General features: G+C 72.9%; 11 protein-coding genes. 8 read left to right on the forward strand and 3 right to left on the reverse strand.

Annotated features, from left to right (window positions below; translation table 11 throughout):
- Positions 1–70: 70 nt before the first annotated feature.
- Entirely contained in the window at positions 71–1,102 is a 1,032-nt protein-coding gene (locus ACH414_RS15410) for an isopenicillin N synthase family dioxygenase (protein ID WP_382532839.1), read from the forward strand.
- Between the two features lie 48 nt (positions 1,103–1,150).
- Here ACH414_RS15410 and ACH414_RS15415 read toward each other — a convergent pair whose 3' ends face one another.
- Positions 1,151–2,251, reverse strand: coding sequence for a citrate synthase 2 (locus ACH414_RS15415; RefSeq protein ID WP_382532837.1), 1,101 nt, complete (start codon positions 2,249–2,251; stop codon positions 1,151–1,153).
- Between the two features lie 284 nt (positions 2,252–2,535).
- Here ACH414_RS15415 and pdxH point away from each other — a divergent pair, with 284 nt between their 5' ends.
- Positions 2,536–3,168 (forward strand): pyridoxamine 5'-phosphate oxidase, encoded by a 633-nt coding sequence (gene pdxH, locus ACH414_RS15420; protein ID WP_382533343.1) that lies wholly within the window; start codon positions 2,536–2,538, stop codon positions 3,166–3,168.
- A gap of 328 nt (positions 3,169–3,496) precedes the next feature.
- A complete protein-coding gene (locus ACH414_RS15425) occupies positions 3,497–4,807 on the forward strand; it encodes a PAS domain-containing protein (protein ID WP_382532835.1) in 1,311 nt (436 codons plus the stop codon).
- Between the two features lie 58 nt (positions 4,808–4,865).
- Here ACH414_RS15425 and ACH414_RS15430 read toward each other — a convergent pair whose 3' ends face one another.
- Complete coding sequence (locus ACH414_RS15430; RefSeq protein ID WP_382532833.1) at positions 4,866–5,621, reverse strand: SIS domain-containing protein; 756 nt, start codon at positions 5,619–5,621, stop codon at positions 4,866–4,868.
- A gap of 150 nt (positions 5,622–5,771) precedes the next feature.
- Here ACH414_RS15430 and ACH414_RS15435 point away from each other — a divergent pair, with 150 nt between their 5' ends.
- The 3 genes from ACH414_RS15435 to ACH414_RS15445 all read left to right on the forward strand — a co-directional run bounded on the left by ACH414_RS15435 (position 5,772) and on the right by ACH414_RS15445 (position 8,290).
- The gene (locus tag ACH414_RS15435) at positions 5,772–6,464 is read left to right on the forward strand and encodes a metal-dependent transcriptional regulator (protein WP_382532831.1); all 693 of its coding nucleotides are present in this window, start codon (positions 5,772–5,774) and stop codon (positions 6,462–6,464) included.
- Between the two features lie 369 nt (positions 6,465–6,833).
- On the forward strand, positions 6,834–7,715 hold the full coding sequence (locus ACH414_RS15440) for an alpha/beta fold hydrolase (protein WP_398942109.1): 882 nt from the start codon (positions 6,834–6,836) through the stop codon (positions 7,713–7,715).
- An 89-nt stretch (positions 7,716–7,804) separates the two neighbouring features.
- The gene (locus ACH414_RS15445; protein WP_382532827.1) at positions 7,805–8,290 is read left to right on the forward strand and encodes a carboxymuconolactone decarboxylase family protein; all 486 of its coding nucleotides are present in this window, start codon (positions 7,805–7,807) and stop codon (positions 8,288–8,290) included.
- Between the two features lie 83 nt (positions 8,291–8,373).
- On the opposite strand, the gene ACH414_RS15450 is transcribed toward ACH414_RS15445, so the two are convergent.
- Positions 8,374–8,814, reverse strand: a complete 441-nt coding sequence (locus tag ACH414_RS15450; protein ID WP_382532825.1) for an SSI family serine proteinase inhibitor — start codon at positions 8,812–8,814, stop codon at positions 8,374–8,376.
- Between the two features lie 354 nt (positions 8,815–9,168).
- On the opposite strand from ACH414_RS15450, the gene ACH414_RS15455 reads away from it, so the two are divergent.
- Positions 9,169–10,386: an NAD(P)/FAD-dependent oxidoreductase gene (locus ACH414_RS15455; RefSeq protein WP_398942111.1), complete on the forward strand. Its 1,218-nt coding sequence runs from the start codon at positions 9,169–9,171 to the stop codon at positions 10,384–10,386.
- Between the two features lie 33 nt (positions 10,387–10,419).
- Entirely contained in the window at positions 10,420–11,349 is a 930-nt protein-coding gene (locus ACH414_RS15460; RefSeq protein WP_386565411.1) for an RNA polymerase sigma-70 factor, read from the forward strand.
- Positions 11,350–11,395 lie beyond the last annotated feature (46 nt).

Below are 11,395 nucleotides of genomic sequence, written 5' to 3' on the forward strand. Positions count from 1 at the left end.
GACCACACCACACGGCACGACCTGCCGCAGTTCCGGACCCGGGCGCCGTACACCCCCGCGGACGCACATCATGAGTTACACCTCGCAGCTCCCCATCGTCGACCTCGCCGCGGCGGACCGAGGCCCCCAGGCCCGTCGTCTGCTCCATGCGCAGCTCCACTCCGCCGCCCATGACGTGGGCTTCTTCCAGCTCGTCGGGCACGGCGTGACCGAGGCCGAGACGCGGGCGCTCACCGGCGCCATGCGGGCCTTCTTCGCGTTGCCGGAGGCCGACCGGCTCGCCCTCGACACCACCAACTCGCCGCACTTCCGCGGCTACACCCGCATCGGCGACGAGCGCACCGGCGGCGCCCGCGACTGGCGGGACCAGCTGGACATCGGGGCCGAGCGGCCCGCGCACGTGCCGGGCCCGCACGAGGCCCCGTACTGGTGGCTCCAGGGCCCCAACCAGTGGCCGGAGGCCCTGCCCGAGCTGCGGTTCGCCGCGCTGAACTGGATCGAGCGGCTCAGCGGCGTCGCCGAGCGGCTGCTGCACGAGCTGCTGACGTCGATCGGCGCCGCGCCCGACTTCTACGACGACGCGTTCGGCCCGCGGGCCCACCCGCACCTGAAGCTGGTCCGCTACCCGGGCAGCAGCGGCGAGGGCGACGACCAGGGCGTGGGCGCGCACAAGGACTACGGCTTCCTGACGCTGCTGCTCCAGGACCACGTGGGCGGGCTCCAGGTGCAGCGGGAGGACGGCCTCTTCCACGACGTGCCGCCGCTGCCGGGCGCGTTCGTGGTGAACCTCGGGGAGCTTCTGGAGGTGGCGACGAACGGCTATCTCGTCGCCACCAACCACCGTGTGGTGTCGCCGCCCGGGGCGACGGAACGGTTCTCCGTCCCGTTCTTCTACAACCCGCGGCTCGACGCCCGGATCGCGCCGCTGGAGTTCCCGCACGCGTCGGCGGCGCCCGGGATCACGACCGACCCGGCGAACCCGCTGTTCGCCGAGTACGGCCGCAACGAGCTGAAGGGCAAGCTCCGCGCCCACCCGCTGGCCGCGGCCCGCCACCACGCGGACCTGCTGCTGGCCAAGGACCAGCCGGCGATGTCCGCGTGACGCCGGCCGAGGACCGGCCGGCGAAGTCCGCGTGAGGCGGGCCGGGGGTCAGCCCGCGATGTCCTCGTAACCGACGATCTCGCGCGGGTCGCGCTGGCCCGGGCCGATGTACCGGGCGGACGGACGGACCAGGCGGCCGGTGCGCTTCTGCTCCAGGATGTGCGCCGACCAGCCGGCCGTACGGGCGCAGGTGAACATCGAGGTGAACATGTGCGCCGGCACCTCGGCGAAGTCCAGGACGATCGCCGCCCAGAACTCGACGTTGGTGGCGAGGACGCGGTCGGGGCGGCGGTTGTGCAGCTCCTCCAGGGCGGCCTTCTCCAGGGCCGCGGCCACCTCGTAGCGCGGCGCGTCCAGCTCCTTCGCCGTGCGGCGCAGCACGCGGGCGCGCGGGTCCTCGGCGCGGTAGACGCGGTGGCCGAAGCCCATGAGGCGCTCGCCGGCGTCCAGGGCCTTCTTGACGTACGCGGTGGCGTCGCCGGTGCGCTCGATCTCCTCGATCATGCCGAGCACGCGGGAGGGCGCGCCGCCGTGCAGCGGGCCGGACATGGCGCCGACGGCCCCGGAGAGGGCGGCGGCCACGTCGGCGCCGGTGGAGGCGATGACGCGGGCGGTGAAGGTGGAGGCGTTCATGCCGTGCTCGGCGGCCGAGGTCCAGTAGGCGTCGACGGCCTTGACGTGCTTGGGGTCGGGCTCGCCGCGCCAGCGGACCATGAAGCGCTCGACGACGGTCTCGGCCTTGTCGATCTCGCTCTGCGGCACCATCGGCAGGCCCTGGCCGCGGGCCGACTGGGCGACGTACGACAGGGCCATGACCGCGGCGCGGGCGAGGTCGTCGCGGGCCTGCTCGGCGGAGATGTCCAGGAGCGGTTTCAGACCCCAGACGGGCGCGAGCATCGCGAGCGCGGACTGCACGTCGACGCGGATGTCGCCGGAGTGCACCGGGATGGGGAAGGGCTCGGCGGCCGGCAGGCCGGGGTTGAAGGCGCCGTCGACGAGCAGGCCCCAGACGTTGCCGAAGGAGACGTGACCGACCAGGTCCTCGATGTCGACGCCGCGGTAGCGCAGCGCGCCGCCTTCCTTGTCGGGCTCGGCGATCTCCGTCTCGAACGCGACGACTCCTTCGAGCCCCGGTACGAAGTCAGACATGAGGCGGCTCCTCTGTGTGCTGGTGGGTGCGTGCGCAGCTGTGCGGGATGCGCACGCGTCGATGATGCGGTGCCTGATCGATGATCAATCATTGCGTCGAGCCGCTTGGCGGGACGCAACAGTGATCCAGCGGATGAGTCTGTACGGTTCCGATGATGCGGGGAAGCGTGACATCCGGCACACTGCGCCGATCCGGCGACGAAGGATTAACGGCCCGCGATGCCGGGCAGACTCGGCCGCTACGGCAGGATGGCCCCGTGACCGACGCTCTCGATCCCGCCGACATGCGCGAGCAGTACCGGACCATGGAGCTGACCGTGGCGGACCTCGCACCCGAACCGATCGAACAGTTCGCGCGCTGGTTCAAGGAGACCGCCGCGACCCCGGCGATCCACGAGCCGAACGCGATGGTCGTCTCCACCGCCGACTCCGACGGCCGCCCGTCCTCCCGCACCGTGCTGCTCAAGCACTACGACGAGGCGGGCTTCGTGTTCTTCACCAACTACGGCTCCCGCAAGGGCCGCGAGCTGGCGGACAACCCGTACGTCTCGCTGCTCTTCCCCTGGCACCCGATGGCCCGCCAGGTGATCGTCACCGGCCGCGCGGTCCGCACCGGCCGCGACGAGACGGTGGCGTACTTCCGCACCCGCCCGCACGGCTCGCAGCTGGGCGCCTGGGCCAGCCGGCAGTCGACGGTGATCGACTCGCGGGCCGAGCTGCTGGCCCGGTACGAGGAGCTGGCGGCGCGCTACCCGGAGCACGAGCAGGTGCCGGTGCCGCCGGAGTGGGGCGGCTTCCGGGTGGTGCCGGAGGCGGTGGAGTTCTGGCAGGGCCACGAGAACCGGCTGCACGACCGCCTGCGGTACGTGCGCGAGGACGGCTCGCAGGCCTGGCGGGTGGAGCGCCTCTCCCCCTGAGGCCCGAGGGGCCCGGAGACGCAGACGACCCGTGGGCCTTGGTCCCGTCCGCTGCAGTTCGGACGGAAGCCGGCCGGACTGACCGGCGGCCCACGGGTCGGGTGACTGCGGTTGTTTCGGCAGAGGGCCTGCCGAGGTGCACAAGAGTGCGACGGCAGGCCTTAGCCCGCAGTCACCTCACGAGTCCGAAAAGAAACCATTTTTTCGGATCACCTCCTTTCGCGTGTGCCCCCACTGTAGGAAGCCGCGGCAACCGCGCCAACCCATTTTTTCGGAACGGCTGTGTCCTGGGTCACGTTTCCAGTTGAATGAGGCCGGGGGGTGTCGGATGAGTGCTTCGACGGCGAGGGTTCCTGGCGCGGACCTGCTGGCCGCCCTGCTCGACGGGATGGACGCGGCGCTGTGCGCGCTCGACGCCGAGGGGACCGTGACCCACTGGAACCGCGAGGCCGAGCGGATCCTGGGCTGGTCGGCCGGGGAGGCCGTGGGGCGGCGCGGATTCGACGGCTGGGCGGCACGCAGCGCCGACGCCGAGGAGACGCTGGCCCGGGTGATGCGGGCGATGACCGCGCCGGGCCGCCAGGTGCACGAGTTCGCGCTGCTGCGCAAGGACGGCGGGCGGGTCCTGGTCCGCACCCAGACGGCGGGCGTGCGCACGGCCGACGGCCGCCCCGCCGGGGTGTACTGCGCGTTCAGCGAGGTGCACGTCCAGGTCGACCTGGAGCGCTCCCTCGCCCTCAGCGAGGCCCTGTTCCAGGACGCCGCCTGGGGCGTCGTCCTCGTCGACGTGGACCTGCGCCCGGCCGTCGTCAACGCCTACGCGGCCCGTGCGCTGGGCACCTCCCGCACGACGCTGCTCGGTCGGCCGCTCGGCGAGATCCTCACCCAGGGCGTCGAGGAGCTGGAGTCCGCCCTCCAGCACGTCCTGGTCGCGGGCGCGCCGCCCGAGCCGGCCGACCTGTGGGTGACGCTGCGCGGCCCGCGCGGCGAGCGCCGCCGCTGCTGGCGCTCCGGTTTCGTCCGCCTCTCCTCCCCGCTCGCCGAGGAGCCCGAACCGGTTCCGCTGGGCGTCGGCTGGCTCTTCCAGGACGTCACCGACTCCCGCCTGGCCGCGCAGGAGGCGGACCGGCTGCGCTTCCGCTGGAGCCAGCTGCACCGCGCGGGCGCCGCGGCGGCGGAGTGCGAGGATCCCCTGGAGGCCGTCGCGGTCCTCCTGGACTTCGCCCTGGCCGGCTTCGCGGACCACGTCCTGCTGGACCGCGCCCTCCCCGACGGGCGCCTGGTCCGCACCCTGGCCACCCCGGCCGGCGCGCCCGGCCCGGTCACCCCCGCGGCCACCGGCGGCATCCCCCTCTCCTACCCCCCGTCCCACCCCGCCTGCCAGGCCCTCACCCGCCCGGGCCCCACCCGCGCGAGCGCCGCCCCGGACACCCCCCACTGGTCCACCGCGCGGCTCTGGCCCCCCGACATGGTCCACGCCCTCTGCGTCCCCCTCCGCACCCGCGCCCGCACCCTGGGCGTCGCGACCTTCCTGCGCTCCGCCTCCCGCCCGCCCTTCGAACGCGCGGACGCGACGTACGCGGAGACGGTCGCGGGTCGGGTGGCGGCGGAGCTGGGGGCGGGGGCCGACCGGACCTGACGGAAAGCGGAGGGGCCATGGCGAGGGTTCGCCATGGCCCCTCCGCGCGCTTTCGGCCTCAGTGGCGGAAGAAGATGCGGTCGCCGTACTCGGTCAGCACGCGCCCGTTCCACTCGTGGCCGCCGTCCACGTTGCCCGAGCGCAGGAGGGGCGGTTCGATGCCGAGGCGGACCAGCTCCTCCGCGGCGGCGGCCATCGTGGCCTGCATGAGGGCGCTGGTGACGACCGTGGAGGCGGGGGCGAAGGGTGCCTCGATGCCCTCGTGGGTGAGTTCCGCGTCGCCGATGGCGATGTGGGAGTCGAGGACGATGTCGCAGTGGTCCTTCAGGTACGTGCCCGAGACGTGGCGGGACTTCGTCTCCGTGGCGTAGGCGAGCGAGGTCACGCCGATCACCGTGAGGCCCAGGGCGCGGGCGTTCATCGCCATCTCGACCGGCAGGGCGTTGCGGCCGGACAGGGAGATGACGATCAGGACGTCGCCGGCCCGCGCGGGGGAGGAGTCCAGGACCGCGCCGGCCAGTCCGTCCACGCGCTCGAGGGCGGAGCCGAGGGTCGCGGGCATGACGTCGACGCCCACGACGCCCGGGACGGCCAGCAGGTTCATCAGGGCGAGGCCGCCCGCGCGGTAGACGACGTCCTGCGCGGCGAGCGAGGAGTGGCCGGCGCCGAAGGCGAAGAGCCGGTTGCCGTTCGCGACGGCCTCGGCGATCGCCGTGCCGGCGGCCGCGATCGCGTCGGCGTCCTCGTCCCGCACCTTCTGGAGCAGGCCGATCGCGGCGTCGAAGAACTGTCCGGCCAGCTTGCTCTCGCCCATGGCGGCGGCTCCTTCTCGTCGTGGTCGCGGATCACGGTGCGGTCTGGACCATTGCTCTGTCAATACCGCCTCACCCCGGCACGCCCCGGTTGTCGGCGCGATGCGTCAGAATTGGTGCAGGGCCAGCGCACGACTCATCGAGGGGCACGTATGTCCGGACTGATCGACACCACGGAGATGTATCTCCGCACCATCCTTGAGCTCGAAGAGGAAGGTGTGGTCCCCATGCGCGCCCGGATCGCCGAGCGGCTGGACCAGAGCGGGCCGACCGTGAGCCAGACCGTGGCCCGGATGGAGCGGGACGGCCTGGTGGCCGTCGCCAGCGACCGGCACCTGGAGCTCACGGACGAGGGCCGCCGGCTGGCCACCCGCGTGATGCGCAAGCACCGGCTCGCCGAGTGCCTGCTCGTCGACGTGATCGGCCTGGAGTGGGAGCAGGTCCACGCGGAGGCCTGTCGCTGGGAGCACGTGATGAGCGAGGCCGTGGAGCGCCGGGTCCTCGAGCTGCTGCGGCACCCGACGGAGTCGCCGTACGGCAACCCGATCCCGGGTCTGGAGGAGCTGGGCGAGAAGGCCGAGGCGGAGTCCTTCCTGGACGACTCGATGGTCTCGCTGGCCGACCTGGAGGCCAAGGGCGAGGGCAAGACGGTGATCGTCCGCCGGATCGGCGAGCCCATCCAGACGGACGCCCAGCTGATGTACACGCTGCGTCGGGCCGGTGTGCAGCCGGGTTCGGTCGTCTCCGTGACCGAGTCCCCGGGTGGGGTCCTGGTGGGCAGCAGCGGCGAGGCGGCCGAGCTCGACGCCGAGGTCGCCGCGCACGTCTTCGTCGCCAAGCGCTGACCGTCCCGCTCCCCCCGGCCCCGGACGGGGCCCGTTTTACGGCGGAATCGCCACGGCCGCGCCCCTTCCCGTGCCACGCTGTGGGGATGAGGGCCGTCCTTCCCGCATATGACAGAGAGCCCCGGCGCCCTAGGGCGCCGGGGCCTGTCCTCCCCTGTGCTGACCCGGAGCCCCGAGCTCCCAGGGTCATTCCCCTCGGACCGTTTTCCCCGAGCGGTCCGCCTCCCGCTGAAGATCTCCCCTCGGCCGCGGCCGTCAATCCTTGAGCGCTGTCACTCGAACGAGGGGTGTTGAGTGGCAGGAGCGCATTTTCGAATACGGGTTCGATACTCTGGCGCAGTTCCACGGGAAAAGGGGGTGCCGAGCAGCATGGTGCGACGACTCGACGTCACCGGGGCCGACGGCGTACGCCTGGCGGCCTGGGACTTCACCGAACAGGACGTGCCGCCGGCGCCGGGCGGCGGAGGGGTCTTACTCCTCCACGGGCTCATGGGGCACGCCGCCCACTGGGACCACGCCGGTCGCTGGCTCGGCCGCCGGCACCGCACCGTCGCCCTCGACCAGCGCGGCCACGGCCGCAGCGAGAAGCCCGCCGCGGGCCCCTTCACCCGCGAGGCGTACGTCGCCGACGCGGCCGCCGCCGTCGAGCAGCTCGGCCTCGGTCCCGTCACCCTCGTCGGCCACTCCATGGGTGCCCTCACCGCCTGGCAGCTCGCCGCCGAGCGCCCGGACCTCGTCCGTGCCCTCGTCATCTGCGATATGCGTGCCTCCGCCCTCGGCGCCGCCTCCCAGCGCGAGTGGCAGGACTGGTTCCGGCGCTGGCCCGCCCCCTTCGCCTCGCTCGACGCCGTGCGGCGCTGGTTCGGTGACGAGGACCCCTGGGTGGAGCGGCCGCGCCCCGCGCGCGGCGAGTTCTTCGCCGAGGTGATGACCGAGCACCCCGACGGCTGGCGCCCCGTCTTCGACCCCGCCCAGATGCTCACCTCCCGCGAGACCTGGGTCCACGACGCCCACTGGGACTCCCTCGCCCAGGTGTGCTGCCCCGCCCTCGTCGTCCGCGGCCTCGACGGCGAGCTGGGCCGTGCCGAGGCCCAGGAGATGGTCCGCGTCCTGCCCCGCGGTGCCTACGCGGAGATCCCCGACGCCGGCCATCTCCTCCACTACGAGCACGCGGAGGCCTGGCGGGAGGCCGTCGAGCCCTTCCTCGAAGGCGTTCTGACGTCGCAGCAGACCCCGGCTTCCGGACTGTAGGGACAGCCGGCGGCGAGGGATGTCACAGCCGGCGGGGCCATCTCGTCCCAGGGGGTGCAGGCACCCGACACAAGGCCAAGGAGCCCGACATGGAACCCCGCCTCAACCTCGCCGCCACCATCGCCTCCAGCAAGGCCATGAAGCACATCATGTCCGCCGGCATGGCCGTCGCCGACGGCCCCCTGCCGCACGCCACGCGGGACCTGGTGATGATCCGCATCAGCCAGATCAACGGCTGTGCCGTCTGCATCGACATGCACACCAAGGAGGCGGCCGCGGCCGGGGAGACCTCGGCCCGGATGCACCTGGTGGCAGCCTGGCGCGAGGCCACGGTCTTCACCGACGCGGAGCGCGCCGCGCTGGAACTGGCCGAGCAGGGCACCCGTATCGCGGACGGCGCGGGCGGGGTGACGGACGAGGCCTGGCAGGACGCGGAGAAGCACTACGACGAGCAGCAGTTGGTGGCCCTCGTGTCCCTGATCGCCTTCATGAACACGGTGAACCGGCTCAACGTCATCACCCAGCAGCCCGCCGGCGACTACCAGGTGGGCGCGTTCTCCGCCGTCGCGCACTGAGCGCCGGGCCGCTTCGAGCGGCGCCGTACGTCGAGGAGGCCGGCCCCGCGCGGGGCCGGCCTCCTCCGTCGTGCCGTCCCGGGTCAGAAGGCGAAGACCGTCAGCTCGCCCGTCCTCGCCCGCAGCTCGCACATGTTGCCGTACCGCTTGGACCAGTTGACCCGTTCGCCCTGCCAGACGCCGGCGCCGGTGACGATGACCGGGTCCCACTCGCGCGTACAGGGCTTCGCGCCCGGTAAGGCCGCCAGGCGGGTCAGGTCGCCGCCGACGGAGGCGAGTTCGTCGCAGGCGGCGGCGGCGGCCGGGTGGGTGCCGCCGGGGGTGGGGGAGCAGGTCAGGGTGACGGCGCGCTCGATCGTGGCGGTGGCGGGCCGTTCGCCCTTGCCGACGGTGAGCACGAGCGCCGTGGGCGGGTAGAGCCCGGCGGGCGCGGCCTCGGCGTCACTGGTGATCGCGGTGGCGACGAGGGTGATGCCGGTGAGGGTGGCGAGCGCGGTGGCGCCGAAGGTACGGAAGTAACGCACGGGGGTGTCCCTTCGCGTGGGTGTGCGGATACGGAACGGAGTCTTGTCGACGCGGAGGGTGCTCGCACACGCGCTCACCGCTTTCCGGCCGCGTCCCTACCGACCGGTAGTTCGGGCAGCTCGCGCCGGGTGCCGGGGGTTTCGCGGCGGGATCGCTTCAATCGCGAACCACTGTCCGCACCGCCCTGACCTGCGGAGATCTCGGAAATGTTCCGATCCGGACCATTCGCGCCCCGCCCTGTTCGACTGGAACACTCCGCTCCCGGTGTGACCTGCGTCACATCACGTCACAGGATCCGGTCACGCGGTGTCTTGTTGCCGAACCCCTGAAGACGGGAAAACGGAGGAGTCACCATGACCGAGCACACGCACACCGACACGCACGTGGTCGTCATCGGCGGCGGCTACGCGGGTGTCATGGCGGCCAACCGCCTCACCGCGCGCGAGGGCGTCACCGTCACCCTCGTCAACCCGCGCGCCACCTTCGTCCACCGCATCCGCCTGCACCAGCTCGTCGGCGGCTCCGACACCGCCGTCATCGCCTACGAGGACGTCCTGGCCGAGCGGGTCCGCCTGCTCGTCGACACGGTCACCCGCATCGACGCCCCCGGGCGCGGTGTGGACCTGGCGAGCGGGGGGACCGTCTCGTACGACTACCTCGTGTACGCGGTGGGCAGCGGCAGCGCGGAGCCGAGCGTGCCGGGGGCCGCGGAGTTCGCGTACCCGCTCGGCACCCTGGAGGAGGCCGAGCGGCTGCGCCCGGCCCTCGACGCCGCTCCCGCGACCGCCCCCCTCGTCGTGGTCGGCGGCGGCCCGACGGGCATCGAGACGGCGGCCGAACTCGCCGAAGCGGGCCGCCCGGTGACCCTGGTCTGCGGCGGTGTCCTCGGCCCCTACCTGCACCAGCGCGGCCGCCGCTCGGTCGCCAAGCGCCTCGCCCGGCTCGGTGTGACCGTGCTCGACGGCCCCGACGCCAAGGTGACGACCGTACGCGCCGACGGCGTGCGGCTGGCCAACGGGCGTGAGCTGCCGAGCGCGGTGACCGTCTGGACCGTCGGCTTCGGCGTCCCCGACCTGGCCGCGCGCAGCGGTCTCACCACCGACGCCCTCGGCCGGCTGCTCACGGACGAGACCCTGACCAGCGTCGACGACGACCGCGTCATCGCGGCCGGGGACGCGGCGGCCCCCTCGGACCTGCCGCAGCGGATGAGCTGCCAGATGGCGATGCCGCAGGGCGCGCGGGCGGCCGACACCGTCCTCAGCCGGATCGCCGGCGAGGAGCCCGAGACGCTCCGGCAGAACTTCGCCGCGCAGTGCGTCAGCCTGGGCCGGAACGACGGCATCTTCCAGCTCGCCAACCGGTCCGACGTCGCCGTGTGGATGCACGTCGACGGCGGCATGGGCGCCAAGATCAAGGAGGCCATCTGCAAGGGCGTCCCCCAGCACCTGGCCGAGGAGGCGCACAAGCCCGGCTCGTACGGCCTGCACCGCAAGGGCGGCGACGCGCGGGCGAAGGCGCTCCAGGAGGCCCGGGGCGACCGGGCGCCCGCCACCGCCGCACGGGTGGGCTAGTCAGCCATGGGGTTGTTCACCCAAGATCAGGACATGAGCGATCACGGCACCGACTCCGGCCGTCCCGCCGACGCGGCGGACACCGGCGACCTCGCCACCGAGGCCTTCCTCTCGCACCGGAACCTTCTCTTCACCGTCGCGTACGAGATGCTCGGCTCGGCCGTCGACGCCGAGGACGTGCTCCAGGAGACCTGGCTGCGCTGGAGCAGGGTCGACCTGGACCAGGTGGACGACCCGCGGGCCTACCTGGTCCGGATCACCACCCGGCAGGCCCTCAACCGGCTGCGCACCATGAAGCGCCGCCGCGAGGCGTACGTGGGGCAGTGGCTGCCCGAGCCGCTGCTCACCACGCCGGACGTGGCCGAGGACGTCGAGCTCGCCGAGAGCGTGTCGATGGCCCTGATGCTCGTCCTGGAGACGCTGTCGCCGACCGAGCGAGCGGTCTTCGTGCTGCGGGAGGTCTTCGAGGTGGAGTACGACGAGATCGCGGCGGCCGTCGACAAGTCCCCGGCCGCCGTACGGCAGATCGCCCACCGGGCCCGCAAGCACGTCGAGGCCCGCCGGCCCCGCAAGAAGGTTTCCGCACGCGAGGCCCGCACGGTCCTGGAGTCGTTCCGGCGCGCCCTCGAAAACCGCGACCCGCAGCTGCTCATGGACGTGCTGGCCCCCGAGGTCGTCCTGCTCAGCGACGGCGGCGGCTTCAAGCAGGCCGCGGTCCGCCCGGTCGTCGGCGCGGACCGGATCACCCGCTTCTACCTCGGCGGCACCGCCAAGCGGGGCGACGTGGTCACCTGCGCGCCCACCGTGCTCAACGGCAGCCCGGCGCTCCTCGTGTACGTCAACGGCGAGCTGGACGGCACCATGGCGGCCCACGTCGAGGACGGCCTCATCTCCGGCCTCTACTACGTCCGCAACCCGGAGAAGCTGACCCGCGTCGAAGCGGAGACCACGCTGACCCGTTGACCTCGCCGACCCGCTGGCGGGCGGCGGTGGCCGCAGGGCGTGCGAA

Source organism: Streptomyces sp. NPDC020422 (assembly GCF_044386705.1).
Classification (GTDB): Bacteria; Actinomycetota; Actinomycetes; order Streptomycetales; family Streptomycetaceae; genus Streptomyces.

Excerpts from the sequence above, each read along its gene's own strand:
- ACH414_RS15445 (WP_382532827.1), top strand. The coding sequence starts at position 7,805 with ATGGAACCCCGCCTCAACCTCGCCGCCACCATCGCCTCCAGCAAGGCC.
- ACH414_RS15435 (WP_382532831.1), top strand. The coding sequence starts at position 5,772 with ATGTCCGGACTGATCGACACCACGGAGATGTATCTCCGCACCATCCTT.
- ACH414_RS15440 (WP_398942109.1), top strand. The coding sequence starts at position 6,834 with ATGGTGCGACGACTCGACGTCACCGGGGCCGACGGCGTACGCCTGGCG.
- ACH414_RS15415 (WP_382532837.1), bottom strand. The coding sequence starts at position 2,251 with ATGTCTGACTTCGTACCGGGGCTCGAAGGAGTCGTCGCGTTCGAGACG.
- ACH414_RS15410 (WP_382532839.1), top strand. The coding sequence starts at position 71 with ATGAGTTACACCTCGCAGCTCCCCATCGTCGACCTCGCCGCGGCGGAC.
- ACH414_RS15455 (WP_398942111.1), top strand. The coding sequence starts at position 9,169 with ATGACCGAGCACACGCACACCGACACGCACGTGGTCGTCATCGGCGGC.
- ACH414_RS15425 (WP_382532835.1), top strand. The coding sequence starts at position 3,497 with ATGAGTGCTTCGACGGCGAGGGTTCCTGGCGCGGACCTGCTGGCCGCC.
- ACH414_RS15430 (WP_382532833.1), bottom strand. The coding sequence starts at position 5,621 with ATGGGCGAGAGCAAGCTGGCCGGACAGTTCTTCGACGCCGCGATCGGC.
- ACH414_RS15460 (WP_386565411.1), top strand. The coding sequence starts at position 10,420 with ATGAGCGATCACGGCACCGACTCCGGCCGTCCCGCCGACGCGGCGGAC.
- pdxH (WP_382533343.1), top strand. The coding sequence starts at position 2,536 with ATGCGCGAGCAGTACCGGACCATGGAGCTGACCGTGGCGGACCTCGCA.